Source organism: Streptomyces albus subsp. chlorinus (genome assembly GCF_013302895.1).
GTDB classification, from domain to species: domain Bacteria; phylum Actinomycetota; class Actinomycetes; order Streptomycetales; family Streptomycetaceae; genus Streptomyces; species Streptomyces chlorinus.
Genome location: NZ_VJOK01000001.1, coordinates 3,551,460 through 3,577,706 on the forward strand (window position 1 = coordinate 3,551,460; position 26,247 = coordinate 3,577,706).

Here is a 26,247-nt window from a genome sequence, read left to right on the forward strand (position 1 = left end):
AGCCCGGCGGAGGAGCAGCAGCACGCGCAGGCGCCGACCGGGAGCGAGGGTGACGCCCGTGCCGCCGGTCCCCTCGCGCTGCCCGCGGGTACGGAGGCGTCCGGCGGGGACGGGGGCGCGAACATGCCCGTACCCGCGCAGGGCACAGGTCGGCGCGCCCGGCGTGCGCTGGGTGAGCGCCCGGAAGAGCCGCACGCCCTCCCCGGGACGGGCACCGCAGCGGCGGCGCCCGAGCCCCCTGGGACACAGGGTCCCGACGGAGACCCGGGGAGTGTCGGTAGCCCAGAAGCAATCGGTGGCCCGGGAGCTGTCAGTGGCCCGGGCATGCCTGGTTCACCGGGGACGCCCGGCTCCTCGGGGATGCCTGGCGCCTCGGGGATGCCTGACGCCTCGGGGACACCCGGCGCTCAGGAGATGTCGGCTGCTCAGGGTGTCGCTGGTGCCCCGGGCGCGTTGGGGGCTTCCGGTCCGAACGCCCCTGACGTGACCGGCTCCGGCGGACCGACCGGTCCCGGTGGTCCCGGCGGAGCGCCCGGCTCCAGTGGTCCCGGTGGCGGTCCGACGGCCGGTCCTGGCGGTCACGGTGGTCCAGCGGCCGGCCCCGGCGGTCTCCCTGGCCCCAGCGGCTCCACCGATGCCGCTGGAGCCATGAGCCCCACTGGTGCCGTGAGCAACCCTGGCACCGCTGGCGCCTCTGGCGTCCCTGGCGTCCCTGGCGTCCCTGGCGAGCAGGGCCTCTACGGCGTACCGGCCGGGTCGGAGTCCCCCGGCGGCGAGGACGGCGGGCAGGCCGCGGGCGGGCTGGAGCTGTCTGCTGCCGGTGGCGGGCGTCGGGCACGGCGCATCGCCGCTGCCCGCGCGCGGGCGCAGGCTGAGGCCGAGGCGCAACAGGGTCCGCATCACGCGCCGTTCGCGCTGCCGCCCGCGCCCTCCTCCGACGCGTCGGCCGCCTCACCCTCCGTCCCGGCGTCGGAACCCGGCGCCTCTTCCGCGCCGGCGCTGCCGGGGCCCGTGATGCCGGGTGCCGCACCCGAGAACGCCGCTCCGGCACCCGGGCTGCCCGGCGCCGCTCCGGCCCCGTCGCCGGCTACCGCGCCCGCGCCCGCGTCCCCGCCCGAGGCGGGTGCCGCCGACACCGCGTACGGCGACGCGTACCCGGCGCCCGGCAGGGGTCAGCAGGCGGCTCCGCACCAGCTTCCGCAACAGGTTCCCGGCCAGGCCCCGCAACCGGGCGGCAACGGCCCGGACGCGGACGCCGGGAAGGGCGCGGAGAGCGGGGAGAGCACGCACCCCTCCGCTCCGCAGGGCGACCGGCCCAGGCGCCGCGACCACTCGGTGGTCGCGGGCAGCCCGATCCTGGGGGGCGGTCCCTTCCCGCAGCAGACACAGCCGCACCAGCCGCGCGGACTGCCCATGCCGGACCAGCAGCGGGGGCCGCACTCCGGCCCCGGCTCGGGTCCCGGTTCGAGTTCCGGTTCCGGTCCTGGTTCCGGTTCGCAGGGAGGGGACCAGGGGCCGCGCGTGCGGACCCTGGGCCAGGGGCTGCCGTTCGCCGAGCGGGTGGCGGAGCACGCGGCACAGCAGTGGCCGAACCAGCCGTCCGCGTCCTCGTCGTCCCCGTCGTCCCCCTCGACACCGTCGGCGTCCTCGGCCATACCGTCCACCCCGTCCACCCCGACGCCGCCACCCGGCACCGGCCGCCGTCGCAAGCTGGCGACCCCCCAGGAGCGGCCCCCGCAGCAGGGCGGGACCGCGCCGGGCCAGCCCTCCGGCAGCCCGGGCGGCCCCGGCGGCCCGAACGGTCCGGGCGACTCCAGCGGCTCCGGCGGTCCGGAGGGCTCCGGTTCGGGTTCGGCGCAGCCAGGCGGGCCCGCGTACGGACAGCAGCCACCGCCGCATCAGCCACCGCCGCATCAGGCACCGCCGCATCAGGCACCGCCGCATCAGGCACAGGGGCATCAGGTACAGGGGCAGGCACCACACACGCAGCCACAGGCGCAGGAACAGGCACAACCCCAACAGCAGCCACAACAACAACCACCGGCTCGGCAGCAGCCGCACACCCAGCAACCGGCACAGCAGCAGCCGCAGGCGCAGGCGCAGCCACAACCGCAGCCGGGTTCCGTCGGGCCGGCCCAGGCCCAGCCCTGGGCGGTCGGGGCCGTGCCCCCGCACGCGGGACCGACCGGCCCGGCCGGTCCCGGTCAGGCGGAGCCCTGGGCGATGGCCGGTCCCGGTGGTGTCGCCGCCGACCCGGGTGCCGGGGCCGGTGCCGTCGACAGCGAGGTGGCCGAGGGGCCGGAGCCGCTGGACGGTCCGGACAGTCCGGTGGAGATGACGGACGGGCGCGGTCTCGCCCTGCCCCCGCACGCCATGGACGACGAGTTGCCGCCCGAGCCGCTCGACAATCCGCGGCGGCTGCTGGTGTGGCCGGAGCCGGACGTCTCCACGCAGCAGGCACTCTCCGCGCGCGGCTACCGTCCTGTCCTGGTGCGGTCGCGCGAGGAGGTGGACGCGCAGATCGCGGCCTACCCCGCCGCACTGTTCGTCGATCCGCTGACCGGTCCGATCACCAGGACAGCACTGCAGTCGCTGCGTACGGCGGCGGTGGCCGCCGAGGTGCCCGTGCTGGTGACGGCCGGGCTGGGGCAGGCCACGCGGGAGGCGGCGTTCGGTGCCGACCCCGCCGTGCTGCTCAAGGCGCTGGCGCCGCGGGACAGCGAGCAGCATCCGCCCCGGGTGCTGCTGGTCGAGGAGCAGCAGGCGATCGCCACGTCGCTCGCGGCGACGCTGGAGCGGCGCGGCATGCGGGTCGCGCACGCGCCGACGGACGCGGACGCGGTGGCCGTCGCCGGGCAGGTCCGGCCGAACCTGGTGGTGATGGACCTGATGCAGGTGCGCCGCCGCCGTGCGGGCATCATCGACTGGCTGCGGGTGAACGGGATGCTCAACCGCACCCCGTTCGTCGTCTACACCTCGGCCGACCTGGACCCGGGTGAACTGCCGCGGCTCGCCTCGGGCGAGACGGTGCTGTTCCTGGCGGAGCGTTCGACCAGCGCCGAGGTCCAGGCGCGGATCGTGGATCTGCTGGCGAAGATCGGCGCCAACTGAACGACGGCCCCGGACGCGGGCAGGGGCCGGCCGCCTCGGCCGGCCCCCACCCCACCGCACGCCGTACGCGCGCTCCAGCCCAGTTCGACTCAGCCCAGTTCGACTCAGCCCAGTTCGGCTCAGCCCAGCTCAGCCCCGTTCAGACCAGCCCAGCCCAGCCCCGTTCAGCCCAGCCCAGCCCCGTTCAGACCAGCTCAGCCCCGTTCAGACCACTGCCTGCTCGGAACACTTCGTTCAGCCCAGTTCCGTCACGTCCAGCTCGCCCGCCGCGTACTGCGCACGGAGTACTTTCTTGTCGAACTTGCCCACGCTCGTCTTCGGTACGGCGTCGAGCGTGGCCCAGCGCTCGGGGAGCTGCCAGCGGGCGACGCTCCTGCCGAGGAAGGTGCGCAGTTCCTCGTACGGGACGGGGGCGTGCCCCTCCTTGAAGACGACGGTGGCCAGCGGGCGTTCGCCCCACTTCTCGTCCGTGACGGCGACGACGGCGGCCTCGGCGACGGCCTCGTGCGCCATCAGCGCGTTCTCCAGCTCGACGGAGGAGATCCACTCGCCGCCGGACTTGATGACGTCCTTGGCCCGGTCGGTGAGCGTCAGATAGCCGTCCGGGCTGATGACGCCGACGTCACCGGTGCGCAGCCAGCCATCGGGGCTGAACTTGTCCGTGGGGCGCAGCGGCGGTGCGCCGACCCCGCCGAAGTAGGCGGCGGCGATCCAGGGACCGCGGACCTCCAGCTCGCCGGGGGACTTCCCGTCCCAGGGTGCGAAGCCGCCGCCGGGTGCGGCGAGCCGCGCCTCGACACCGGCGGGGAAGCGGCCCTGGGAGACGCGGTACGGCCACTCCTCCTCGGGGGTGAGCCCGCCCGGCGGGTGGGCGAGGCTGCCCAGCGGCGAGGTCTCGGTCATCCCCCAGGCGTGGCACACCCGTACGCCGTGCAGCTCCTCGAAGGCGCGCATCATGCTCGGCGGGCAGGCGGAGCCGCCGATGGTGACGGTCCTGAGGCTGGAGATGTCCCGCGGGGTGGCGGCCAGCTCGCCCAGCAGGCCCTGCCAGATGACGGGCACGGCGGCGGCGTGGGTGGGGCGCTCCGCCTCGATCATCTCCGCGAGCGGGCCGGGCTGGAGGAAGCGGTCGGGCAGCAGCAGGTTGACCCCGGTCATGAACACCGCGTGCGGCAGCCCCCAGGCGTTGACGTGGAACATGGGCACGACCGGAAGCGTGGTGTCGGACGTGGTCAGCCCCATGGACTCGGCCATGTTGACCTGCATGGAATGCAGATAGACCGACCGGTGGGAGTAGACGACTCCCTTGGGGTCGCCGGTGGTGCCGGAGGTGTAGCACATGGCCGCCGCCGTGCGTTCGTCGATCTGCGGCCAGTCGTAGCTGGTGGGGCGCCCGGCCAGCAGTTCCTCGTAGGCGTGCACCCGGGGCGCGCAGCCCTCCAGTACGGAGGTGTCGCCGGGGCCGACGACCACGAGGTGCTCCACCGTCTCCAGCCGGGGCAGCAACGGCGCGAGCAGCGGCAGCAGGGTTCCGTCGACGAGGATGACGCGGTCCGCCGCGTGGTTGACGATGAAGACGAGCTGGTCGGCGGGCAGCCTCAGATTGAGGGTGTGCAGCACGGCGGCCATGGAGGGGATGGCGAAGTACGCCTCCAGGTGTTCCGCGTTGTTCCACATGAGGGTCGCGACCCGGTCCTCGGGCCGTACGCCCAGCTCGTCCCGCAGGGCGTGGGCGAGCTGCGCGGCGCGTTCGCCGGTCGCGCGGAACGTCGTACGGTGCGGCTCCGCCCCGCCCGTCCAGGTGGTGATCCGGGCACTGCCGTGGACGGTCTCTCCGTGGCGGAGGATGCGCGAGATGGTCAGCGGTACGTCGTCCTGCATCGTGCTCAGCACCGGGGGCCTCCCGAGGAACGGCGGATACGCGGAGCAGGCGCACGCCGCGCGTGGACCCGGAACCCACCGGTCCTTACGCGCGAGTAATGCGCTGGTTCCGCGGAAGCCTGCCACCGACCGAGCGGTATGTCACGGGGTCTCGCTCAGAACCGCCCCTGGACACGGCGGGTGCGTGCCCAAATGAGCCACCCGGGTCCGGTGCGCCCGTGCCCGCGTGTGCCCGTGCCCGCGTGTGCCCGTATCCGTGCGCGTCTCCCCGGGCGGTGCCGTCGGCCGTCACGACGGTGCGCGGGTGGCGCGGGTGGCGCGGGTGGCGCGGGTCAGGCCGCCAGCGACTGCTGCTCCAGCGGCTGCCGCCGCTCCACCGTGGCGTGGCGGGCGTGCTGCCGGGTGGGCTGGGCGTCGCCCGCGACGTCCGCGCGGACGTCGGCGGCCAGCTGCGGGTCCTCCCTCAGCTTCGCCAGCGCGCGGGAGACGGCGCTCTTCACGGTGCCGACCGAGACGCCCAGCACCTCGGCGGTCTGTATCTCGCTCAGATCCTCGTAGTAGCGCAGCACCACCATGGCGCGCTGCCGGGCCGGCAGCTTGAGCACGGCCCGCCACATGGCGTCCCGCACGGCCTGCTGCTCGGCGGGGTCCGGCTCGGGCAACGGGTCGGGCTCGGGCAGTTCGTCGCAGGAGAACTCGTCCACCTTCCGCCTGCGCCACTGCGAGGTACGCGTGTTGACCAGCGCCCGGCGGACGTACCCGTCCAGCGCGCGGTGGTCCTGTATCCGCTCCCAGGCCAGATAGGTCTTGGTCAGCGCGGTCTGGAGCAGGTCCTCCGCGTCGCTGGGGTTGGCGGTCAGGGAACGGGCGGTACGCAGCAGAACCGGTCCGCGCGCCTGTACGTAGGAGGTGAACGTGAGCGGTGATCCCCCGGAGCCTGGAGGCATCGCAGGGGACCCCGCGTGCGTGGCAGAGGTGGTCCGGGGAGTCCGGACTGTCCCAGGCGTGGTCATGGCTCCACGCTAGAAGCCGCCCGTCTTCACCGGATCGCCCCAAGGTCCCGAAGACGCGTCCGCCTCAGGGTGTAGGGGTGGTGGTAGCTACACCTCCTGAAGGTGGAGAGCCTCCACCGGGGGGATCAGGGACGCCCTCGGGGAACCCCGTCCGGAACCCCCGAGGGTGCCCGCGCGCGACCCTCATTCCGTAACCCCGCTCCCTCAGACGACGACGGCCACGGGCGCGTCCACCAGGTTGTGGTCCACGGTCACCGTGTGGCCACCGTAGGTGCGCTTCTTGTTGCCAGTGTGCTGGTGGATGCGGCGATGCGGCTGCCACGCCTGCGGATGGAGGTTGCGCTCGTTGTCCGTCGACGGCTTCACCCGCCAGCGCGCGAACCACACCGCCGTGGGCAGTCCGCGGGCACCCGCCGCGCGGGCCTTCTCCAGATGGGCGATGCCGGAGTTCGCACTGCTGTAGAAGCCCGCGATGTACCCCTGGGCGCGCACCGCGCTGTTCCAGCCCTGGACGAAGCGCAGGGTGGTGGCCGCACAGGCGGTGTGCTTGTACCGGTACGCCTCCATGTCGAGATAGATGGCACTGTGCTTGGCCATGTGGAACCGCTGTGCCTGCCGCACCGCGTCCGCCCCCTCCCGCTGCCCCTGCGCGTACGGGTTCTTGCCGCTCATGCGGACCTTGCGCTTGTTCTTGGCGATGACGCAGGGGGACTGGGAACCGACGTACAGGGGAAGCAGCTTCCAGCCCTGCTTGTGGACGGTGGTGACCCAGTCGGGGCTCAGGTGCTTCTGCTTCGGGCAGGCCCGGCCGCGCCCTCCGATGTAGATGCCCACCGCGCCGAACGGGGAGGGTCCCTTCCAGGCTCGCATGGTGGCGACGGAGGGTGCCTGGCAGGTGTCGAAGGCGTTCCCCTGGAAGATCTGCGCCCCGAAGGTGCGCGGGTCCCCCCGCACCAGCGACGGCTGGTCCCCCGGACCAGCCGGCACCCCTGGCGCACCGGGGGCGCTGGGATCGGCGGGCGCGTCGGGGGCCGCCGGATCGGTGAGGGTCCGCGGGTCGGTGACCGTTCCGGAGGGGGCGCCGGTGTCCGTGTCCGCGCCGGAAGACGGTGCGGAGGGCTGCGGTCCCGAGGGCTGCGGTGCGGTCTGTGAAGGGGAGGACTGCGGTGTGGTCTGCGGTGGGGAGGACTGCGGTGCGGACGGTCGCGCGGAGGGAGGGGAGCCGGGGGAGGACGAGGAGGAAGCGGAGGGGGGCGGGGTGGTGGGCCGGCCGGTGGCGGGATCGGGAGGGGCGGGCTCCGCACCGGCGGCGGGCAGCGCGCCGCCGGTCAGCACGGCGGCGAGGGCGGCCGACAGGAGGGCCATTCGTCGCATCATCAGATTTTTGGTCGCCATGGGGCGAGTGAAAGGGCCCCGGCACGGCCCGCCGCACAGGCACGCCCGCGATGTCCGGGGATTCAGCCGGATGCCCCGTCTTCCGTCCGGACGCGTCACCCGCGCGCACGGCACCCAGTTGTCCGTCCCGTCCTACCGGGTCAGCACCAGGCCCGAGGTGGGGACGCCCGTGCCCGCCGTCACCAGCACCCGCGCACAGCCGTCAACCTGGTTGACGGCTGTGCCGCGGAGCTGCCGTACGGCCTCGGCGATGCCGTTCATGCCGTGCAGATACGCCTCGCCGAGCTGCCCTCCGTGCGTGTTGAGCGGCAGGACCTCCTCCGCGACGAAAGCGGCCCCCTGTCCGCGCTCGCAGAACCCGAACTCCTCCAGCTGCATCAGCACGAACGGGGTGAAGTGGTCGTAGAGCACGGCCACGTCCATGTCCCCGGGGCCCAGCCCGCTGGTGCGCCACAGCTGACGTGCCACGACGCCCATCTCGGGCAGGCCCGTCAGCTCGTCGCGGTAGAAGCTGGTCATCTGCTCCTGGGCGCGCCCGGCCCCCTGGGCCGCCGCCGCGATCAGGGCGGGCCGGTGGGGCAGGTCGCGGGCCCGCTCCGCCGAGGTGACGACGAGGGCCTGCCCGCCGTCCGTCTCCTGGCAGCAGTCCAGCAGCCGCAGCGGCTCGACGATCCAGCGGGAGGCGGCGTGGTCGGCCGCGGTGATGGGCTGTCCGTGGAAGTAGGCGGCGGGGTTGGTCGCGGCGTACTTGCGGTCCACCACCGCCACGGGGGCGAAGGCGTCCGGGGACAGCCCATAGGTGTGCAGATAGCGCTGGGCCGCCATGGCGGCCCAGGAGGCGGGGGTCAGCAGTCCGAAAGGCAGTGACCAGCCGAGCGCCGCTCCCTCCGCCGACGGTTCCCGCCGCTGGACGCCCGAGCCGAAGCGCCGCCCGGAGCGCTCGTTGAACGCGCGGTAGCACACCACGGTCTCGGCCAGCCCGGTGGCGACCGCCAGCGCGGCCTGCTGCACGGTGGCGCAGGCCGCCCCGCCGCCGTAGTGCACCCGCGAGAAGAACGACAGCTCCCCGATCCCGGCCGCCTGTGCGACGGTGATCTCGGGACTGGTGTCCATGGTGAAGGTGACCATGCCGTCCACGTCGCCCGGGGCCAGTCCCGCGTCGTCGAGTGCCGCCCGTACGGCCTCCACGGCGAGGGTGAGTTCGCTGCGCCCCGAGTCCTTGGAGAACTCGGTCGCCCCGATGCCGACGACGGCGGCGTGCCCGCCGAGCCGGTCGGCTGTCCGCAGACTCATGCGGGTCCCTCCTTCCGCCCGGCGGCCGTGCGCAGGGTCACGGTCACCGTGCCGGTGACGTGGTTGCCGAGCCGGTTGGTGCCCCGTACGGCGATCTCCGCCGTGGCGCCCTCGTCCTCGGGCGCGTCCGGTGCGGGAGGGGTGAGCGCGGTGACGCGTCCGGACAGCAGCATGGTGTCGCCCGGGTGGTTGGGTGCTCCCAGCCGGATGGCGACCTTGCGCAGCAGGGCGTGCGGTCCCGCCCAGGCGGTCACGTAGCGGCCCACCAGCCCGTTGGTCGTCAGGATGTTCATGAAGATGTCCGGGGAGCCCTTCTCCCGGGCCGCCTCGGCGTCGTGGTGCACGTCCTGGAAGTCACGCGAGGCCAGTGCTCCGGAGACGATGAGCGTGCGGGTCACCGGTATCTCCAGCTGCGGCAGTTCGTCGCCCTCCCGTACTGACACGGCACCCTCCCTGGGCGTCACAGCAGCTCCCTCCACTCGGTGTCCCGTTCCGGTGCGGACAGTGCCCGGCCCAGTTCGTCCAGCAGGGCGGCGGGGGAGCCGAGCTGGGCGGCCAGTTGCCTGCCCCACAGGAAGTGCCGGTGCACCGGATGGGTGAGGTCGGCGCCGACGCCGCCGTGCAGGTGCTGTCCGGCGTGCACGACCCTGCGGCCGGCCTCGGCGGCCCACCACGCCGCCGTCAGGGCGTGCGTATGGGCGGGCAGGCCGGCGTCGTGCCGCCAGGCGGCCTCGTAGCAGGTGACCCTGATGGCCTCGGTGTCCAGATGCGCGTCGGCGGCGCGCATCTGGACGGCCTGGTTGGTCGAGAGGGGACGTCCGAACTGTTCGCGCTCACAGGTGTGCGCCACCGCGCGGGCCAGCGAACCGGCACACACCCCCGCCTGCAACGCCGCGAACGCCGTACGGGCGCGATCGAGCGTCCTCCCGCACACCTCGTCCCCGCACACCTCGTCCCCGCACGCCTCATCCCCGCACGCCGGGCCGCCGACCCCCTCGCCCCCGTCCACCCGCTCCTTCTCCCGCGCCCCGTCCCCGTACACCGCCTCGCCGCCCAGTGGTTCCCCGCGCGCACCGGTCATCTCCAGCCGTCCCGCCGCCCAGGGAGCCGTCGTGCCGAGCGGGGTGACGGTGAGACCGCGCTGCCCTGTCCCGACGAGGAACAGCCGTACTCCGCCGTCCCGTTCGCACCGCGCGGGCACCAGCACCAGGTCGGCGTCCCGCAGCCACGGGACGAGCGGCACCGTCCCCGACAGCCGGCCGTCCTCCCCCGCCCTCACCCCCTCACGCTCCCGGAGCAGCGGGAAGGTGCCCGTCGCCACTGTCGTGCCGTCCCGCAGCCCCGGCAGAAGACGGGCGCGCTGCTCGGCGGTGCCGTGGGCCGCGACCGGCAGCAGGCCGTACACGCAGGTGGCCGCCAGCGGTACCTGGGCCGTGTGCCTGCCCTGTTCCTCCAGGAGGAGTGCCAGCCCCACCAGTCCGATCTCCTCGACAGCACTGACGAGGCCCGCCCCGCACAGCGCCTTCCACAGCTCGGCGTCGGTCCCGTCACCGAGTGCGGACAGGCGTTGGTGGGTGGCGAGGTCTGCGAAGATCTCGGCCGCCAGGTCGCGGGCCGCCGTCTGCTCCGGCGCGGGTGTGAAGTCCATCAGGCCGCCGCTCTCCTCGCGCCCCGGAAGACCGGCAGCTCCAACTCCTCGTCCACCCGCAGGAACTCCAGCTCCACGGGCATCCCGATGCGCACCTCGTCACAGGGCACACCGATGACGTTGCTGACGATCCGCACACCCTCCTCCAGCGCCACCAGTGCCACCGCGTACGGCGGGTCGAAGGCGGGGAAGGGCGGGTGGTGCATGACGACGTACGAGTAGACGGTGCCCCGTCCCGCCGACGCGACCGGCCTCCACGCCATCGAGCCGCACGCGTTGCAGCCGGGCAGCCAGGGGAAGCGCGGGGTACCGCACGCCTCGCAGCGCTGGAAGAGCAGTTCGTGCCGGGCGACGCCCTCCCAGAAACCCGCGTTGTCCCGGTTGACGACGGGACGGGGCCGCCGGGACCGTTCCGTGCCACCCTCCGCACCGGCCGCCCCCCTCCCCGCCGGAGGGCTGCCTCTGCGCGCCGGGCGGTACTTGAGAATGCGGAAACGGTGGGTACCCACCACGGCGTCGCCGGTCCGCACGTCCATCCGGGTCGTGACGAAGTAGCCGGTCCCCAGCTTGGTGGTCTTGCGCGGTGAGACGGACTCGATCACCGCGTCGTAGGAGATTCCGTCCCCGGGGAACAGCGGCCTCAGGTACTCCTGCTCGCAGTCGGTCGCGACCACCGAGGTGTACCCGGCGGCGTCGAGCGTGCCCAGCAGTTCCGTGTAGGGGCCGGCACGGTCCGCGCCGCCACCCCCGAGCCCGGCCATCGTCCAGACCTGCAACATGGTGGCCGGCGCCGAACCGTCGGGCGGCACCGTATGCCCCAGCGCCTCGCACCAGTGCCGGATCATCGTCGCGTTGACCGGGTCACGCCCACGCCCCTCGGCAGCCGCCGGCCGGCCCTCGTACCCGCGCAGCCGCTCGTACAGCGCGTCGGGGGCGGTGGGTGCGGTGGGTGCGGAGGACGCGGTGGACGGCGTGGGCGGCGTGGGGCCGCTCCCTCCGGACGTGTCACCGTGCGGTAGGCCCGCATGAAGAGTGCCCTCGTCACAGGAGGCGCTGTCCGCACAAATGCCGCCTTCCGCACGCGCACTGCCCTCCGCAGCAGAGGCGCCATCCGCACCGGAGGCACTGTCCGTGTCAGAGGCACTGTCCGCACCGGAGACACTCGCCGTACAAGGGGCACTGTCCGCGCGCATGCCGCTGTTCTCCGCGTTCACCGTCGCCTCCTGAGCATGCCGAGCCGCATCGTCGCGACGATCTCCCGCTGGACCTCGCTCACGCCGCCCCCGAAGGTGTTGATCTGGGCGGCCCTGTTCATCCGCTCGACCTCGCCGTCCTGGAAGGCCCCAGGTGAACCGGCGCGTACGGTCCCGGTCTCTCCCAGCACCTCCTGGCACAGGGCGTAGACGGCGACGGTGCTCTCCGTACCGGCGACCTTCACGCCGCTCGCGTCGCCCGGCGCGAGCGTGCCGGCGCCCACGTCCTGCACGAGCCGCCAGTTGAGCAGCCGGGTGGCGGCGAGCCGGGCATGTGCCTCGGCCAGCCGTGTGCGCACCCACGGCTCGTGTACGAGGCCGGTCTCCCGCGCGTGTGCCAGAACGGCCTGGTAGTGGTCCTCGGCCTGCATGCCGAGCGCCGCGAGCGCCACCCGTTCGTGGTTGAGCTGGTTGGTGATCAGGCCCCAGCCGCCGTTCTCCTCCCCCACCAGGCCGCTCGCGGGCACCCGGACGTCGTCGTAGTACGTCGCCGTCGTGGTGAGTCCGCCGACCGTCTCGATCGGCGTCCAGGAGAACCCCGGCGCGTCGGTCGGCACCAGGAAGAGGGAGATGCCCTTGTGCTTGGGCGCCTCGGGGTCGGTGCGGCAGGCGAGCCAGATCCAGTCGGCGTGCTGGGCGTTGCTGGTGAAGACCTTCGCGCCGTCGATCCGCCAGCCACCGTCCCCGGTCCGCACCGCCCGGGTGCGCAGCGAAGCGAGGTCCGTACCCGCCTCGGGCTCGGTGTAACCGATGGCGAAGACGATCTCACCGCTGAGGATGCGGGGCAGGAAGTAGGCCCTCTGTTCGTCGGTCCCGTACTTCATCAACGTCGGGCCGACCGTGTTCAGAGTGACCATCGAGACGGGCGCGCCCGCACGGTACGCCTCGTCGAAGAACACGAACTGCTCGTCCGGGCCCCGCCCCTGGCCGCCGTAGGCGACAGGCCAGCCGATGCCGAGCCACCCGTCGGCCCCGATACGGCGCAGAAGGGCTCGCTGCGGGTCCTCGGCCGGCTCCGTGCGCCCGGCGCCCTGGGCCCGCTCCGTGCGCCCGGCTCCCTCGGCCCGGCCGGCACTCCGGGCGCGGACGCCGGTGACGGCGTCCGGCCCCAGTTCCGCCGCCGTCCGTAACGTGCGGAAGTAGGCGCGCAGTTCGGCACGGAGCGCGCGCTGTCGCTCGGTGGGGGCGAGATGCATTACCTGACTGTCCGTCAGTTACTGGGGAGTGTCAACCGTGCGGTGGCCGCACGACGGAAGCCGCGCGCCCGCGCCCGCCGCGGTGAGCGCGGGCGCGCGGCTTCATTCCGTCCCCATGAGAGTTCTCCGGCCGACTCGGGCCGGCCCGTCGGTCAGGCCGTCACCACAGGTTGCGGAAGACGATGACATGGGACTCGTTGTGCGTCTCGTTCGACTGGTCCACGACAGCACCGTTGCCGTTGACGGTGGCGTTGTTGGCGTTGGTGGTGTTGTCGGCGTTGGTGGTGTTGGTGCCGCCACCCACCGCCCCCTGCACCCGGGAGCCGTCACTCGCGGTGGAGTTCGCTTCGTCGTCAGCGAGAGAGCCGTTGTCCGCCTGGGCCACGCCGGACAGGACGGCGGCGGCGACCGGAAGGACGGCGGCGGCCGCGAGGACGCGGGCGGTACGGATGCGTGCCATGTTTCATTCCTCCAGGAACCGTGAGTACGCCACGAGGGCGGCGCCGCACCGTAAGTGCGGTGTCGTGTCGCCGTCGGCAGTTGACCGGCCACCGGCGGCCTCGCTTGGGACGTCGCGGGTCCACAGTTGCCCACCGCGCCCCGGCAGGCCCCCCTCCCCGAGGGGTTTCCCCCGCACGCATGACGACGTGCCGATGAACCCCGCCACGCCCCGGACCCCGTCTCCCGACCCCGACCCCGCACCCGCACCCGCACCCGCACCCGCACCCGCACCCGCACCACCGCCGCACACCTCGCCCATCAGCGACCGGACGCGACCGGACGCGGGCGGACGGTGTGCCGGGCCCGGGCGGACGGGGCGCCTCGCACCCACCGCCGGAGCTCTCGTGTACGACACGAGCGATGTCACCCGCAAGCGTCGCCCCCCGTCCCCCGGCCCACCACCCTGCGTACGGTGACCGTCCCGCACCACCCTCCCTGCAGTGACTGTCCCGCCCTGCCTGCCGGTACCGCCGCCGCGGCAGCCGGCGTCTCCCCGTACGGGCCGGCGCGCACCACAAGGCCACGGTTTCCAGAGAAACCCTCGGGGACGGCTACCCCGGCTTGACTTCAAGTGCGCTTGAAGAACGAGGCTGCGGGCACCGACCCACCGAAAGGGGATCCCACCATGCACGCGATACGACTGCTCGCCTACGGCACCGCGGACAACCTGGCCTTCGAAGAGCTGGCCGACCCCGCGCCCGGCCCCGGCCGGCTCCTCCTGCGGGTACGCGCCGCCGGTGTGCAGCTCGCCGACAACACTCTCTTCCGAGGTGAGCCCCTCGGCCCGCACCAGCCCCCACCCCTTCCCCACCTGCCCGGGTCCGAGGTCGCCGGTGAGGTGCTCGCCGTCGGCACGGGCGTGGACGAGACCTGGGTGGGATGCCGCGTCGTCGCCTCCCTGGAAGGGGGCGGGGGATACGCCGAACTCGCGGTGGCGGACGCCGCAACCGCACACCCGGTGCCCGACGGTCTGGACGACGCGGCAGCCGTCGCCATGCTCACGACCGGCGCCTCCGCACTCGGCATCCTGCGGGTCGCCGCGCTCACGCCGGACGACACCGTGCTGGTGATGTCGGCCGCCGGAGGCATGGGCACGCTGTTCGTCCAGGCCGCCCTCCGGACGGGTGCCACCGTCATCGGGGCGGCGGGCGGTGCGGAGAAGACGCGCCTGGTGAGCGGCCTGGGTGTGGACACGGTCGTCGACTACACCGCCGACGGGTGGGCCGAACGCCTGCGCGGCGACGCCGAGGTCAGCGTCGTCCTCGACGGCGTCGGCGGCACCCTCGGCCGCCAGGCCCTGCACACCCTCGCACCCGGCGGACGGCACATCCTGCACGGCTGGGCCGGCGGTGCGCCCACCGAGATCACCACCGGCGACCTCATCGAACGCCGGCTCACCGCCACCTGGGCCCTCGGCCCGCACATGGTCCCGGACGGCGGCTGGGGCGTACTGGAGAAGGAGGCCCTGGCCGAGGCAGCCGCCGGACGCCTCACGCCCCTGGTGACCCGCTTCCCCCTCAAGGACGCCGCAGCCGCCCACCAGGCGCTCGGCGAACGCCGCACCCACGGCAAGGTCGTCCTCGAACCCAGCTGACGCCGGACACCGCCCTGCCATCGCCCGCGCACCGAAGGGGCACCCCAAGGTGGCACCGAAGGGACACCCCAAGGTGGCACCGAAGGGACACCCCAAGGAGGTACCGAAGGGACACCACCAAGGAGGCACCGAAGGGGGTACCGCCGAACGGTGGTACCCCTGGCGGCCTGGGACCGATTGATCGTCCTCGGGCCGCGAACTCCCGACCGCGGGCTGCGAGGCGCGGGGTCAGCCGGCCAGTCCCAGCCCGGGGCCGCCCCGGTCGACGCCCCGGATGACGCCCCGGTCGATTCCCCGACCGTCGCCCCCTGGCTGAGGGTTGCCACCGCCGGGAGCGTCCTCCTCCCCCCGGCCCCCGGTCCGAAAGGGCTGTCGTCGGCGGTGCCGTCCAGCTCGGCCGCGAGCACATGGCCCTTCTTGTTCTCGGAGAAGAACCGGTACGTACGTCCCGGCAGCGGGGCGCTGCGGTCGACGCCGTCCCTGCGGCAGTGGTCACGCGCGAGTTCGAGGTGGAAGTGGAACTGGTCGGAGGTCTCCGCCCCGCCCGGCCGGTTGAGGCCGAGGGTGCCGTTGTTCCGGCCCCCCGGCAGCCAGTAGTCCAGCTCCCGTCCGCCCTGGTGGGTGAGCTGGCCCGCCATGACCACATGGCTCTGGAGGCCGACCGGGATGCTGCCCCACGTCGGCCCAGTAGATGTTCGCGGTCTGCCAGTCGATGCAGAACGGGCACGACAAGCGGAAGCGCCAGCAGGGACCCCTGAGACGAAGAGCTGGGTGATCCGCGCGAGACGGCCCCGCGCGGGGCGCACTTGGTGTCGTTACAGCATGCGTTCATGATCCTCTCCGAGTGGGTTCGCAGGTGAGTGGGTTGAGTGAGTCAAGTGGGGTCGGTGACCCGAGTGGGTTAAGCCGGTTGACTAAGCCAAGTGGATGGTGGTCGCGCCGGTCGGCGCCCCTGCTCCGGATCAGCCGTCCAGCCGACCCGGGCGACCCGTGGCCGGTCCCGTGTCGGCCGAACGGTGGAGGCGTGGAGGGCGGTACGGCCGTACCGTGAGGGAGCGTGATCCCCGCTCTTCCACTCAGCCCTCTCCTCCGCAGGGCGCTGCTGTCCACGGCGGCCGTAGCGGTGTTCGCCCTGCTCGTCGCCGAAGGGGCGGCCACGGGGTACGCGCCCACGGCCGTCGCGACCGTCGGCACGGGAATGCTGTGCGTGGCGGCGCTCGTCGTCCCCGTCGGCCGCTTCCCGCTGGCTGCCGCCGTCGCCGTGGTGGCGTCCGGTGCCCTGTCCGTCGTCACCATGCGGCTCACCCACCGGCCGGAGGTCACGCCGGGGTTCGCGGAGATGGGGGCGCTGCTGCTGCTCGTGTCCCGCGCCGTACGAAGCGCACGCCCGGTGCCCGCGGCGGCCCTGTCGGCCGCGAGCGGACTGGCCGCCGGGCTGCTGCCGCTGAGGCTGCCCCCCGCGGAGCACACCGACGTGATCCAGCTCGGCGAACCCGTGATCACCTTCGCGCTGGCGCTGGCGGTCGTGCTCGGCCTCTATCTGCGGCTGCTCGACACCTTCCGCGCCCGCGAGCGCGAGGCGGACCGGCAGGCGCAGCGACTGGAGTACGCGCGGGAGCTGCACGACTTCGTGGCGCACCACGTCACGGCGATGGTCGCGCAGACCAAGGCGGTGCGGTACGCCTCAGCCCGAGGGCACGCGCCCGCGCCCGACGACCTCGACCGGATGCTGGCGGGCATCGAGCGCGCGGGCTCCCAGGCGATCGAGTCGATGCGCGGCATGGTCTCGGTGCTCCGCGCGCCCGGCGAGGGCCCGGCCGCGATCCGCCCGACGGGCGACCTCGGCGCGGAACTGCGCTCCCTCACCGACGAGTTCACCGCCGCGGGCCCGGCCACCGCCGACGTCTTCCTCGCCCCCGGGCTGACGGGGGCGGAGCACGGGCTCCGCCCCGAACTGACCACGGCCGTGCACCGGGTGGTGCGGGAGTCGCTGACCAACATCCGCAAACACGGCGAGGGGGTGCGGCAGGTGACCGTGGACGTACGGCCGTCACCGGAGGGCACCCTCATCGTGACCGTCACGGACGACGGCCGCGCGGCCCAGTCCAGGGCGGCGACGGGGACAGGGACAGGGGCGGCGGCGCGGGCCGCCGGGAAGGCGGAAACGGCGAACGACGGCGGGGCGCCCAGCCGGACGGGCTTCGGCCTGACAGGGCTGGCCGAACGCGTCGAGACACTGGGCGGCACCTTCACGGCGGGCCCGCGCGAGGACGGCACGGCGGGATGGCGGGTCACGGCCGAACTGCCCCTGGTACCGCGGGAAGCGTGACCGGCGGGACGGTCAGCGTGCTGCTCGCGGCCGACGGGGAACAGGAGGGAGCAGGAAGGACGGGAGGAAGCGGGGGAGCCGGGAGGGGAACAGTAGGGGACGGGAAGGGACGGGAGAGGACAGGCGGGGCTAGGGGAGAGGACAGGAGGGGCTACGGGAGAGGGTCAGGACGGCCTTCCATCTGTCCTGACCCTCGACGCCCGATCCCGGCCCGTCAGCTCACCAGGTCGTCAGCCCATCAGCCCGTCAGCTCGTCTCCAAGGCGTTCCCGCTGTAGAGGACCTCTCCCGCGGGGGAGTGTTCGCCGGAGATGTGGGTTCGGATCGACATGAGGTACTCCTGGCGGCTCACGCGCCCGTCACCGTCGGTGTCCAGCGCGTCGAAGGCGGCTTCGGCGTTGCCCGCGGGGTTGTTGAGCGCCGTGCGCAGCAGGACGAATGCGCGGCGGTCGAGGGTCCCGTCCTTGTCCGTGTCGGCGAGGTCGAACAGCGCGCCGAGCGCCGGTGAGCAGATGTTGTCGAACGCGTCGACCCCGACCCACTCCAGGTACTCGGCCTCGGTCATCCTGCCGTCGCCGTCCGCGTCCATCGCCGCCCATGCCTGCTCCCCGGCCGCGCGTGCCCGGACCACCATGGGATCGTCCTCGCCGCGTCCCGTCGCCGCTGTCACCCGGTCGATCCGGGAGAAGTAGTCGTCCCTGGAGATCACCCCGTCGCCGTCCGTGTCGAGCATGGCGAAGACGAGTCGCTTGGCAGCAATTCCGCTCACAGAACACCCCTTGTGTCGGCCGGCCCCATTGCGGGCCGTAACCATCGCTCCAAGGCTTCTGCCCTTGACATATATGAATGAAAGCCACCAAAAGGGTGGCAACACCTATCGACGCACGGCACGGCACACCCACACGACGAAGGGGCACCACCTTCGCGGTGGTGCCCCTTCGTCAGCGGGACCTTCGTTCGACCCCAATCGCCCTTGTTCAGGTCTGCTCAGGCTGCGGAGGCGGTGGGATTTGAACCCACGGAGGTGTTGCCACCTCTACGGTTTTCAAGAGCGATGCGGCCGAAGTGGCATTTCGCGCTCTGAGCTGCGGCTTCCTCCTCGTCGGAGTCGGGGAGCGCGCACCGTGGCCCGCCACTGGCCCACAGCCCCTCGAATTTGGAGGTTCGGCCGATGAAGACCGCCAGCAGTAGCAGGCCCGCGGCTCGGTACGCTGGTATGCACCACCTCAGAACGGAGAGTGCTCCGCGGATGGGACCGAAGACGGCCAAGGTCTACGAGACGCTTCGCGCGCGGCTCGCCTCCGGCGAGTTCCGCGCCGGCGACAAGCTGCCCTCCGAACGAACTCTCGTGGAAGAGCTCGGCATCGGTCGGACTGCGCTTCGACAAGTGCTGGCACGGCTCGTCTCGGAGGGTTCCTTGGAGGTTCGAGGCAGGAGCTCCTACCGAGTACCCGGCGCCGTGAGCGTCGCACCGCCCGAGGGGCTGGAGCCATGGCGTATCCACGGCGAGCGGGACCTTTACGACAACCGATGGGTCAAGCTCCAGCTCTGGGACGTGGAGCCGCCCGGCATGGAGCGCTTCGAGCATCACGTGATCAAGCTCCACCACGTGGCCATCACGGCGATTCTGGATGACCAGGACCGCGTGCTGATGATGTGGCGGTACCGCTTCGTCCCGCAGCAATGGGGTTGGGAGCTGCCCGGCGGCATCGTTGACGAGGGGGAAGACCCCGCCGATACAGCGCTGCGGGAAGTCGTGGAGGAAACCGGCTGGCAGCCCAAGGAACTGGAGCACGTCGTCACCTACCAGCCCATGGTCGGCATGGTCGACTCGCCTCACGAGATTTTCGTGGGCCATGAAGCCGAGCAGGTGGGCTCACCCACGGACCTTGAGGAAGCTGGCCATATCGAATGGGTGCCGCTGGCGGACGTCCCCGGGCTGATGTCCCGCGGCGAACTGATGGGCTCCGGGACGCTCGTTGCCCTACTGCACATCCTGGCGAATCGCGGTCGGTACGGGCTCACACCCGCGCGCTGAGCTGGTCGATGCGGCGTCGTTGGCGAACCGAGCCCGTACGGTTCGCCAACAGCCGTGCCTTCCGCAGGTGAGCATCGGCATCGTCGTACTCGGCTCGCACCAGGTGGGCCTGTGCCAGGTCAGCGTGAAGTCCAGCCTGGGCCCGGACGAACGTCGGATCAATCACTTCCAGGGCCCCGTACAGGCTGGTCACCGCGTCGACATCGCCCAGCAGCGCCAGCACGTTGCCGCGCCACCGGGCCAGGTGAGCGCCGTTGAGGAAGATGCTCAACATGTCGGGGTCCCGAGCTTCGGGTCCACGCGGAATGCTCGCTTCGGCGAGATCAAGGGCCCGCAAGCAGTCGTCCGGCAGTCCAGCGTGAGCACACAATTCTGCCTCAGCCGCATACAGCCAGGCTCGCAGGCGCGGCGACCCAGCCTGACCAACAGTGCGTTGGGCATCGCGGACCAAATCGAGACCAAGCGACGGCCGGCCAGCCTCACACAGTACGTACGCCTGCTCCCCCATCGCGTGAGCTAGGTACATAGGCTCTTCAGCGTCGCGCGCGGCCCGCTTCGCAAGCTCGTAGTGCCGCCAAGCGCGTTCCACTGCTCCTGCGTCGATCGCTTGCCAAGCGGCCAGCGTCGACGCTCCCGCCAGTGCAAGAGCAACAGGTCGACGCGTGCTGGGCAGGACGGCGAAGTTAAGGGCATCTTCCAAGGCTGAGAGGTGCCCGGCCATCTGGTCTACGAGCCCGGCCGCTCCCCTCTCCCGGTCCATGGTCCGCAGGAGTTCGGTCTGGTCGTTGAACGCCTTCACCATGGACTCACTGACGCTGCTGGCTGAGTCGATCCGGCTCAGCAGTTCGTCGTAGCCATCGGCCGTTGCAGGCCCAGGCGCGGACGCGCGGTCCCCTCGCAGCTCCCCGTCTGTGACGCCGAGAAGCTGCCGCAGGATGGCCGCATAGCGATCCGAGATCGAACGCTTACCGTTCTCCCACTCCGACACGTACACGCGCAGACTCGCGGTCGACGCAACGTCGGTGACGTGCCGTCGGGCGTACAGCTCGATCTCGCGAACCAATCGCTCCTGAGACCAGCCACGGGCAGCACGTGCGTTCTTCAGTCCTGTGCTCACAGGGCACCGCCAGGCATCGAATCCCCTCACTGACTTTCTCAGCATGCCTCACATTCCCGCAGGTCAACAGGGGGTAACAGCCCCGAAGTTAAGGGTTGTTGGCTACCGGCACCCCCATCCTGACCGGTCTTCTGGAAGTGCGCCAGGGCGGACGGCCTCCGCTCGAATCGGTGAAGCCGCTTGACTCTGGTGCGCACCAATTGCATTCTACTGGTGCGCACCAGATGGCGCAGGAACGCCCGGAGGGCCCCGTGAGACGGGTTCGAAGGAAGCGTCTGTTCGTTGAGAACTCCACAGTGACTTCAGAGGACGGGGCTTAGTTCCCCGTCCCCCGCAACGGCCCGGGTGATGGCCGCCGGCGGCCACTTCGTGGCAGGCGAACCTGTCCTGTCCTGCGTGCCAGCTCTGGAGAACACCCCCGGGGATCATCCCTTCATCACTGGAGGTCAGCCTCTTGGGTGCCACTTGGTGCGCGCCGCCCTGCTGGCGTCAGAGCAGTGACGATGACGCACCCGAATCTCCCGGCTCGGGACCGGTGCTCCGTGGCAACGGGGTGCCGGTGAAGCCGTGTCCCTGCGATCTGCGGGAGGTCGGTGTGTACCGACGACATACCAGGGCGCCGCCGCGACGGACCGGCCGGCGGCGCCGAAGGAAAACCCGGTCCGCCTCTCCCTGGTCCGCGGCTTTCGCCGTGGCCGGTTGCCTCCTCCGCCCGTCCGGGGCCGCGTGCTGTGCGGTCGCGTACGGGCGGGGCTGAGGGGAGCCGGAAGGGCTTCACAAAAGGGCGCCGCCCGAAGCTGCAACTTCGGGCGACGCAGAGACAGGCACCTGACAAGGAGGCACCTGTGTCCTCGATCATTGCTGCTCCCGCGCCCGGGAGCAAGCGCGTGGCCACCCCGGTGGACGTGCTGCTGCGGCGGGCATCGGACGGACTGATGGCCGGCATGCTGCGCGGCGGACTCCCGCCGCGGATCGACGTCGCCGGGTTCCTGGCCCGCTACGCGCGCCGGCTGCACGGCACCGACCGGGTGGCGGCGGCCCGCACTCTCGCCGTCGCGATGGGACGGCTGGGCTGCACTCGCGGCCCGCTCCCCACGCGGGTTCTGGCCGACCGGCTGCACCACGTCCTGCGGGCCCGGGCGGGTGAAGCCGCATGAAGCGCACCAGTCGAGCCCTCACGCGCCTGACCGACGAGGAGCACGAGGAGCTGTCGCGTCAGGTTCGCGAGGCCAACGAGCGGTCCGCGCAGGACGCGCGGGTGCGTGGCAATGGCTGAGCCGGAGCCGCAGCACGAGCGCGTCCCCGACGGCCAGGAAGAGAAGACCCCGCCGGATCAGCGCACTCCCGGCGGATCTCTGTAGAGCTGACCGGTTCTCCCGGTCCCTCGACGGCACGCGGCCCCGGTGTGGCACCACCGGGGCCGCTTCGGGCCGTCTCACTTCTGAAAGGACTCCACGACCCATGAGCAACCGTACTGTGCGCCATCTGTCCGCGGTCCGCACCGCGGACGGCCCCACGATGGCTGAGCTGACCGCCATTGAGGCGGAGATGCCCGTCATCCGCGCCGAGGTGGAGCTGTTGGACGCGCGGATCGCCGTCATCGACCGCATCCCGAGTCAGCTGGACGAACAGCGTATCCGCCGGGCGCGCCGCCGGCTGCTGGCGGTGCGCCGTGACCTGGCCAACCAGACCAGCAACGACGAGACGGCGGGAGGTGCGGCATGACCTCGACTCCGCTGAAGGGCCTGGCGCTCTTCTTGGTCGTCGGCGGCGTCGTCCTGGCGGTCTTCGGCATCGTCGTGGCGCTGGCGGCCGGTGAGCGGCGGCTGCTGCTCGTCACGTCGCTCGGGTGCGCCCTCCAGGTCTTCGGGTGGCGCCGTCACGCCTGCCGGGCGGGTGGTCGGTGATGGGTGCGGTCAAGGACGCGAAGGCCGAGGTGAAGGCCGAGATTGCCCGCACGGACAGCAAGGCGAGTCTGTTGCTGGCCTTCGATGGTGTGGCGCTGGCCGGTGTGTGGAGCGTCGGTGCGCAGCCATGGGTCCCCGTGGCGGCCCGGATCGTGGGCGCCGGCGCGCTGGTGCTGCTGCTGGCGTCGGTGACCCTGCTGCTGCTCGTGGTACGGCCGCGCCTCTCCCCGACGGCGGCCCGGGTCGGTTTCCCCCGGTGGGCTGAGCTGACTGCCGAGGGGCTGACCGCTGAGTTGGCCACGGACCGCACTGCCGACCACGTGGTGGCACTCTCGCGCATCGTCGTGGCGAAGATGCGCGCGCTTCAGCGCGCGGTGACCCTCACGCTGGCGACCGGCGGCCCGTTGGCCGTGGCGGGGCTCCTCACGGTGGTGATGGGCTGATGGTCGGTGAGTTCACAGCGCAGCTTGCCACTCGGGCTGGGTGCTGGCGGCTGTATGTGGTGCTGATGGACACCACCGCGCCGTGGCCGGTCTACGACGTCGACCGCGCCGGGCCGCCGCCGACGTTCACGGAGCGTTCAGCGGTACTCAAGCGGCTGGGCTTTGAGCCTGTCCCACACGCCGTGTGGACGTGGGAGGAGACCAGTGAGGAGCCCGCCGATCCCGCTTCGCCCGTGCGGCTGATCGCCACAGCGCGGGTGCGTTCACGGCCGGGGGTGGTCGCGTGAACAGCGACCAGACGCGTTCAGCGGAGCGTGCGCTGTCGGTCGGGACGTGGCTGATCGTGGCCGGAGCCATGCTCTACTCGATCCTCACCGTCACCCCGCTCGCTGCCGCGCACACTCCGGATGAGTGGGACTGGACCGCACCGATTCTGCCGCTTGTGGTGGACGCTGCGGTCGTCATCGTGGTCCGGCTGGATGCGGTGCTGGCCCGGCTGGGCGGTCAGGGTGGCCGGTGGCCCGTGGCGCTGCGGTGGATGACCGGCGGCATGACCCTGGCCCTGAACGTAGCCGACTCAGCACTGAACAGGGACTTGGTGGGTGTCGCCGTGCACGCGGTGGCGCCGCTGCTGCTGATCGTGACCGCCGAGACCGGTCTGGCCTACCGCCGGGCGATCACGGCCGCTGTGACGGCGCTGGAGGCCCAGCGTCGGGCCGAGCACGCCGAGCGGGAGCAGGCGGACGCGGAGCGGCGTGAGGCGGCTGCGCGGTTGGCTCGTGAGGAGCGGGAGCATGCCGCGATGCTGGCGCGTGAACAGCGTGAACACGAGGCCCGTCTGGCGCATGAGGCGGCCGAGCGTGAGGAGCGGGTGCGGCGGGAGGAACGCGAACGCGAGGAAGCCCGGCTGCGGGCCGAGCAGCAGGAGCGTGAACGCCGCGAGCGGGAGCGTGAACAGGCCCGGATCGAGCGTGAACGCCGTGAGCGCGAGGAGGCCCAGCGCCATGAACGGGCGGCGCGGGAGCGGGTCGAGCGTGAACGCCGTGAGGCGGCCGAGCGGCAGGAGCGGGCCGAGCGTGAACGCGCCGCCCTGCTGGCGGCAGGCCCCGCCATCGACAAGCAGCCCGAGGCTCAGGCCCGCCACACAGTGCAGGCCGCCTTCGCCGCGCAACTGCCCGTGCGCCAGGCGGCGGAGTTGTGCGGCTGGTCGGTCGGCTGGGTTTCCCAGCGCTACCAGGAACTCCGCGACACGACCGGGACAACCTCTGCTCTTGAAGGAGCTTCGGCGTGATTACCCTCGTCCGTATCCGGACCCTGAAGGCCCTGCGGTCCGGTCTTTCCGAGGCGGAAGCGGCGGCTGTCGCCGCTCGCCGGGACGCTGAGCAGTACCTGGCGGAGAGCGAGGTCAGCGCTGACTCCGCGATCCGGGCGGAACTCGCCGTGGAAGAGCTGCGTGATGCGCTCGCCCGTAGCAGGGCGGATGCCGCCCGGCTTGAGGGGGAGCTGGAAGCCCTGCGCGCCCAGTCGCTACTCGACAACGAGGACCGGCAGGCGCTGCGGACGCTGCTGCGCGTCACCAGGAAGCAGAGTGGCCAGGCCGACCGCGTCTACGTTCTCTTCCACCGAGGGACGCTGCACAGCGTGCACGCCACCTCGGAGGCGGCGGAAACCGCAGCCGAGGCCGAGGGTGCGGCCCCTTCGGGATGGACCGCGCACACGCCGGGCGCCGCCCTGCCCCCGGCCTCCGAGGTCCTGTGGCGGGTGCAGCCACTCCCTCTCGGAGGAGCCCGGTGAGCGCCGCCGCGCACGAACGTCAGGAGGCCGCGGCGTGAGGCTGCACGAGATGTCCGCACCCGTAGCGGCGCTGGCCCTGCTGATGGCCGGCGACCCCAACCTGCCCGCGCCGACGGTCCATATGACAACCGTCTACCCGGACCGGCTGGAGCTGTCCTTCTACGACGAGCCGACGGCCTTCGAGCCGTGGTGCGCCGCGCTCGGCATCGAGCCCGGCACGGTGGAAGAGCGTAGCCAGGAGGGTGGCAGCACCCATGTCCGCAAGGCGGTGACCTCCTACGGGGGTGCCACCGTCAGACTGATCAGCTACACCTGTACCGGGTGTAGCCAGGTGGCGTGATGGCCGGCACGGACCGCATCCCCACCTTCCCGTGGCGCTGTGCTCCGGACGGCTACGCCACCTGCCGCCAGCTGCGCGCGATGGGCCTGCGCCCCGGCGGCCAGGACGTGGCCGCGGTCATCGAACGGCGTCGCCGCCGGCGCGGCCCGCTGGTCGCCTACCTCTACCGCATCGATCTGGCGAAGCCGGTCCGGCCGATGACCGCGGCCCGCTGGGCGGCGCTGGCCAGGGCGAACGCCGCCCAGCGCCGCTGTCCTGGCTGCGGCCTCGACCGCGGCTACCGCATCCCCCGTTCCCTGGGCGTCTGCACCGTGTGCGCGGACGCGCCGGCGGCCGTGGCCGCCTGACCCGGAAGGGCTTGTCATGCCTGAGGGCACTCATCACTTCGTCATGACCGTGCAGAAGCCGCAGGCCGGAGGCTATGCGGTGGCCACCTGGCACGGGGATTTCACTCCGCGCCCGGGATCGACCCGCCGCGAGGTCTACGAGTGGCTGTGCGAGGAACACGGCCGCCACTTCCCGGATCTGGCCCGCGGGGTCGTCCTCTTCTTCTCCCTGGAGTCCAACCAGCTCTGAACCTTCTTCTGCTGGCGTGGGCCCAGCCGCTCCACCTTCCACAGCGCGCGGCTGGGCCCTCTTCTCCTGAAAGGAGCCCCACCAGCATGACCGAGACCACGACGGCGGCGGTAGAGCGCCAGGGGAATGCCCCCGCGCCTCCGCCGCCGGAGACACCTACGCCCCCGGCGCCGGGCGCAGCAGAACAGGCATCGCCGCAGGTGGCGCACACACCGGGCGGCTATCCCGTCCTCCCGCTTGCTCTGTCCGGTACGAACAGTGCGGTCGGATTGGTGGGGGCGGCCGGGCTGACCGGCGGTCCAGTGGCCGCTGCTGGTGCGGCGGCGGGTGCCGTACTGCTCGGTGCGGTGGCCGCCGCCCGCTCACGCAAGACGACGGGCAAGACTTCTCGTGCCCGCACGGCAACGTCCCCGGGCGCTTCGTCCCCCGGCGTTTCGGGCGGCTTCCGCTCGGGCGGCGGCGGCCGGTCGCGGTCCGGCCGTACCGGCAACGCCGCGGCAGGCCGCCGCCGCGGGGCCGGGAAGGCCGCCGGGGTCGGTGGCCGCGCAGGCGGCGGGAAGACCGCTGCCGGGCGCAGTGCCGCTGCCTCGGGGGGCCGAAGGCCGGCCGCCGGCCTCACCACCTCCCGCCAGTCTCGCGCTGGGAAGGGTTCTGGCAGCCCTCGCGCGGGTGTCGGGGCCGGTGGGCGTGTTCCGGGTGGCCGGGCTGGTCAGGTTCGTGCGCTGCGGGCGGACAAGGCCCGTAATACGCCGTCGCGTTCGGCCGCCCGTCAGCAGCAGACCCGCGACCGGCGCAACGTGGCCGACGCCCGCCGTCAGG

General features: G+C 72.4%; 27 protein-coding genes and 1 pseudogene. 15 read left to right on the forward strand and 13 right to left on the reverse strand.

Annotated features, from left to right (window positions below; translation table 11 throughout):
* Together FM076_RS33145 and FM076_RS15760 are read right to left on the reverse strand one after the other, a co-directional pair.
* A partial coding sequence (locus tag FM076_RS33145) for a hypothetical protein (RefSeq protein ID WP_207730270.1) occupies nucleotides 1-195 on the reverse strand: 195 nt, incomplete at its 3' end.
* Between the two features lie 704 nt (nucleotides 196-899).
* Nucleotides 900-1,136, reverse strand: coding sequence for a hypothetical protein (locus FM076_RS15760; protein ID WP_173871298.1), 237 nt, complete (start codon nucleotides 1,134-1,136; stop codon nucleotides 900-902).
* A 658-nt stretch (nucleotides 1,137-1,794) separates the two neighbouring features.
* Between FM076_RS15760 and FM076_RS15765 the strand changes: the two are divergent.
* Nucleotides 1,795-3,111, forward strand: a pseudogene (locus FM076_RS15765) (PAS domain-containing protein); the annotation flags it as partial.
* A gap of 234 nt (nucleotides 3,112-3,345) precedes the next feature.
* Here the strand turns inward: FM076_RS15765 and FM076_RS15770 are convergent.
* The 9 genes from FM076_RS15770 to FM076_RS15810 form a co-directional block, all read right to left on the reverse strand.
* Nucleotides 3,346-5,004, reverse strand: coding sequence for a long-chain-fatty-acid--CoA ligase (locus FM076_RS15770; protein WP_173871301.1), 1,659 nt, complete (start codon nucleotides 5,002-5,004; stop codon nucleotides 3,346-3,348).
* Between the two features lie 320 nt (nucleotides 5,005-5,324).
* The gene (locus FM076_RS15775) at nucleotides 5,325-6,005 is read right to left on the reverse strand and encodes a SigE family RNA polymerase sigma factor (RefSeq protein ID WP_428814874.1); all 681 of its coding nucleotides are present in this window, start codon (nucleotides 6,003-6,005) and stop codon (nucleotides 5,325-5,327) included.
* Nucleotides 6,006-6,209: 204 nt separating this feature from the next.
* Nucleotides 6,210-7,400, reverse strand: a complete 1,191-nt coding sequence (locus FM076_RS15780; protein WP_173871303.1) for a DUF1906 domain-containing protein — start codon at nucleotides 7,398-7,400, stop codon at nucleotides 6,210-6,212.
* Between the two features lie 132 nt (nucleotides 7,401-7,532).
* On the reverse strand, nucleotides 7,533-8,693 hold the full coding sequence (locus tag FM076_RS15785) for a lipid-transfer protein (protein WP_173871306.1): 1,161 nt from the start codon (nucleotides 8,691-8,693) through the stop codon (nucleotides 7,533-7,535).
* Nucleotides 8,690-9,136 carry a MaoC/PaaZ C-terminal domain-containing protein gene (locus FM076_RS15790; protein ID WP_173871308.1) on the reverse strand — a complete coding sequence of 149 codons (447 nt, stop codon included), beginning with the start codon at nucleotides 9,134-9,136 and terminating at the stop codon, nucleotides 8,690-8,692. The genes FM076_RS15785 and FM076_RS15790 overlap by 4 nt, the downstream gene beginning before the upstream one ends.
* Before the next feature lie 17 nt (nucleotides 9,137-9,153).
* Nucleotides 9,154-10,341: an acyl-CoA dehydrogenase family protein gene (locus FM076_RS15795; protein ID WP_173871310.1), complete on the reverse strand. Its 1,188-nt coding sequence runs from the start codon at nucleotides 10,339-10,341 to the stop codon at nucleotides 9,154-9,156.
* Nucleotides 10,341-11,264, reverse strand: a complete 924-nt coding sequence (locus FM076_RS15800) for a Zn-ribbon domain-containing OB-fold protein (RefSeq protein ID WP_243274946.1) — start codon at nucleotides 11,262-11,264, stop codon at nucleotides 10,341-10,343. The genes FM076_RS15795 and FM076_RS15800 overlap by 1 nt, the downstream gene beginning before the upstream one ends.
* A 287-nt stretch (nucleotides 11,265-11,551) precedes the next feature.
* A complete protein-coding gene (locus FM076_RS15805; RefSeq protein WP_173871312.1) occupies nucleotides 11,552-12,790 on the reverse strand; it encodes an acyl-CoA dehydrogenase family protein in 1,239 nt (412 codons plus the stop codon).
* 160 nt (nucleotides 12,791-12,950) lie between these two features.
* Complete coding sequence (locus FM076_RS15810) at nucleotides 12,951-13,250, reverse strand: hypothetical protein (protein WP_173871314.1); 300 nt, start codon at nucleotides 13,248-13,250, stop codon at nucleotides 12,951-12,953.
* A gap of 666 nt (nucleotides 13,251-13,916) precedes the next feature.
* On the opposite strand from FM076_RS15810, the gene FM076_RS15815 reads away from it, so the two are divergent.
* Both FM076_RS15815 and FM076_RS15820 read left to right on the forward strand, forming a co-directional pair.
* Nucleotides 13,917-14,885 (forward strand): zinc-binding dehydrogenase, encoded by a 969-nt coding sequence (locus tag FM076_RS15815; protein ID WP_173871316.1) that lies wholly within the window; start codon nucleotides 13,917-13,919, stop codon nucleotides 14,883-14,885.
* A 1,057-nt stretch (nucleotides 14,886-15,942) separates the two neighbouring features.
* Nucleotides 15,943-17,214: a histidine kinase gene (locus tag FM076_RS15820; RefSeq protein WP_173871318.1), complete on the forward strand. Its 1,272-nt coding sequence runs from the start codon at nucleotides 15,943-15,945 to the stop codon at nucleotides 17,212-17,214.
* A 246-nt stretch (nucleotides 17,215-17,460) separates the two neighbouring features.
* Here FM076_RS15820 and FM076_RS15825 read toward each other — a convergent pair whose 3' ends face one another.
* Entirely contained in the window at nucleotides 17,461-17,982 is a 522-nt protein-coding gene (locus tag FM076_RS15825) for an EF-hand domain-containing protein (protein WP_345945040.1), read from the reverse strand.
* A 480-nt stretch (nucleotides 17,983-18,462) separates the two neighbouring features.
* Between FM076_RS15825 and FM076_RS15830 the strand changes: the two genes are divergently transcribed.
* Entirely contained in the window at nucleotides 18,463-19,251 is a 789-nt protein-coding gene (locus FM076_RS15830; RefSeq protein WP_173871322.1) for an NUDIX domain-containing protein, read from the forward strand.
* Here the strand turns inward: FM076_RS15830 and FM076_RS15835 are convergent.
* Nucleotides 19,235-20,245, reverse strand: coding sequence for an XRE family transcriptional regulator (locus tag FM076_RS15835; protein ID WP_173874782.1), 1,011 nt, complete (start codon nucleotides 20,243-20,245; stop codon nucleotides 19,235-19,237). The genes FM076_RS15830 and FM076_RS15835 overlap by 17 nt on opposite strands.
* Nucleotides 20,246-21,213: 968 nt before the next feature.
* Here FM076_RS15835 and FM076_RS15840 point away from each other — a divergent pair.
* The 11 genes from FM076_RS15840 to FM076_RS15885 all read left to right on the forward strand — a co-directional run bounded on the left by FM076_RS15840 (nucleotide 21,214) and on the right by FM076_RS15885 (nucleotide 25,428).
* Entirely contained in the window at nucleotides 21,214-21,525 is a 312-nt protein-coding gene (locus FM076_RS15840; protein ID WP_173871324.1) for a hypothetical protein, read from the forward strand.
* Nucleotides 21,522-21,644 (forward strand): hypothetical protein, encoded by a 123-nt coding sequence (locus FM076_RS34665; protein WP_274598808.1) that lies wholly within the window; start codon nucleotides 21,522-21,524, stop codon nucleotides 21,642-21,644. Before FM076_RS15840 ends, FM076_RS34665 begins: the two co-directional genes overlap by 4 nt.
* A gap of 185 nt (nucleotides 21,645-21,829) precedes the next feature.
* On the forward strand, nucleotides 21,830-22,093 hold the full coding sequence (locus FM076_RS15845) for a DUF6284 family protein (RefSeq protein ID WP_173871326.1): 264 nt from the start codon (nucleotides 21,830-21,832) through the stop codon (nucleotides 22,091-22,093).
* Nucleotides 22,090-22,275 carry a hypothetical protein gene (locus FM076_RS15850; RefSeq protein ID WP_173871328.1) on the forward strand — a complete coding sequence of 62 codons (186 nt, stop codon included), beginning with the start codon at nucleotides 22,090-22,092 and terminating at the stop codon, nucleotides 22,273-22,275. The genes FM076_RS15845 and FM076_RS15850 overlap by 4 nt, the downstream gene beginning before the upstream one ends.
* Nucleotides 22,275-22,718, forward strand: a complete 444-nt coding sequence (locus FM076_RS15855; RefSeq protein ID WP_173871330.1) for a Pycsar system effector family protein — start codon at nucleotides 22,275-22,277, stop codon at nucleotides 22,716-22,718. The genes FM076_RS15850 and FM076_RS15855 overlap by 1 nt, the downstream gene beginning before the upstream one ends.
* Nucleotides 22,718-23,005 carry a DUF6303 family protein gene (locus FM076_RS15860; RefSeq protein WP_173871331.1) on the forward strand — a complete coding sequence of 96 codons (288 nt, stop codon included), beginning with the start codon at nucleotides 22,718-22,720 and terminating at the stop codon, nucleotides 23,003-23,005. The genes FM076_RS15855 and FM076_RS15860 overlap by 1 nt, the downstream gene beginning before the upstream one ends.
* Nucleotides 23,002-24,009, forward strand: coding sequence for a DUF2637 domain-containing protein (locus FM076_RS15865; protein WP_173871333.1), 1,008 nt, complete (start codon nucleotides 23,002-23,004; stop codon nucleotides 24,007-24,009). The genes FM076_RS15860 and FM076_RS15865 overlap by 4 nt, the downstream gene beginning before the upstream one ends.
* Entirely contained in the window at nucleotides 24,006-24,512 is a 507-nt protein-coding gene (locus FM076_RS15870; protein ID WP_173871335.1) for a hypothetical protein, read from the forward strand. Before FM076_RS15865 ends, FM076_RS15870 begins: the two co-directional genes overlap by 4 nt.
* 49 nt (nucleotides 24,513-24,561) lie before the next feature.
* A complete protein-coding gene (locus FM076_RS15875; RefSeq protein WP_173871351.1) occupies nucleotides 24,562-24,852 on the forward strand; it encodes a hypothetical protein in 291 nt (96 codons plus the stop codon).
* Entirely contained in the window at nucleotides 24,852-25,199 is a 348-nt protein-coding gene (locus FM076_RS15880) for an RRQRL motif-containing zinc-binding protein (RefSeq protein ID WP_173871352.1), read from the forward strand. Before FM076_RS15875 ends, FM076_RS15880 begins: the two co-directional genes overlap by 1 nt.
* Nucleotides 25,200-25,215: 16 nt before the next feature.
* Nucleotides 25,216-25,428 (forward strand): hypothetical protein, encoded by a 213-nt coding sequence (locus tag FM076_RS15885; protein ID WP_173871355.1) that lies wholly within the window; start codon nucleotides 25,216-25,218, stop codon nucleotides 25,426-25,428.
* Nucleotides 25,429-26,247: the final 819 nt, after the last annotated feature.

Coding starts and splice junctions, on each gene's coding strand:
- FM076_RS15785 (WP_173871306.1), bottom strand. CDS start 8,693: ATGAGTCTGCGGACAGCCGACCGGCTCGGCGGGCACGCCGCCGTCGTC.
- FM076_RS15860 (WP_173871331.1), top strand. CDS start 22,718: ATGGTCGGTGAGTTCACAGCGCAGCTTGCCACTCGGGCTGGGTGCTGG.
- FM076_RS15775 (WP_428814874.1), bottom strand. CDS start 6,005: ATGACCACGCCTGGGACAGTCCGGACTCCCCGGACCACCTCTGCCACG.
- FM076_RS34665 (WP_274598808.1), top strand. CDS start 21,522: ATGAAGCGCACCAGTCGAGCCCTCACGCGCCTGACCGACGAGGAGCAC.
- FM076_RS15810 (WP_173871314.1), bottom strand. CDS start 13,250: ATGGCACGCATCCGTACCGCCCGCGTCCTCGCGGCCGCCGCCGTCCTT.
- FM076_RS15855 (WP_173871330.1), top strand. CDS start 22,275: ATGGGTGCGGTCAAGGACGCGAAGGCCGAGGTGAAGGCCGAGATTGCC.
- FM076_RS15875 (WP_173871351.1), top strand. CDS start 24,562: ATGTCCGCACCCGTAGCGGCGCTGGCCCTGCTGATGGCCGGCGACCCC.
- FM076_RS15830 (WP_173871322.1), top strand. CDS start 18,463: ATGGGACCGAAGACGGCCAAGGTCTACGAGACGCTTCGCGCGCGGCTC.
- FM076_RS15845 (WP_173871326.1), top strand. CDS start 21,830: ATGAGCAACCGTACTGTGCGCCATCTGTCCGCGGTCCGCACCGCGGAC.
- FM076_RS15795 (WP_173871310.1), bottom strand. CDS start 10,341: ATGGACTTCACACCCGCGCCGGAGCAGACGGCGGCCCGCGACCTGGCG.
- FM076_RS15780 (WP_173871303.1), bottom strand. CDS start 7,400: ATGGCGACCAAAAATCTGATGATGCGACGAATGGCCCTCCTGTCGGCC.
- FM076_RS15815 (WP_173871316.1), top strand. CDS start 13,917: ATGCACGCGATACGACTGCTCGCCTACGGCACCGCGGACAACCTGGCC.
- FM076_RS15885 (WP_173871355.1), top strand. CDS start 25,216: ATGCCTGAGGGCACTCATCACTTCGTCATGACCGTGCAGAAGCCGCAG.
- FM076_RS15880 (WP_173871352.1), top strand. CDS start 24,852: ATGGCCGGCACGGACCGCATCCCCACCTTCCCGTGGCGCTGTGCTCCG.
- FM076_RS15805 (WP_173871312.1), bottom strand. CDS start 12,790: ATGCATCTCGCCCCCACCGAGCGACAGCGCGCGCTCCGTGCCGAACTG.
- FM076_RS15850 (WP_173871328.1), top strand. CDS start 22,090: ATGACCTCGACTCCGCTGAAGGGCCTGGCGCTCTTCTTGGTCGTCGGC.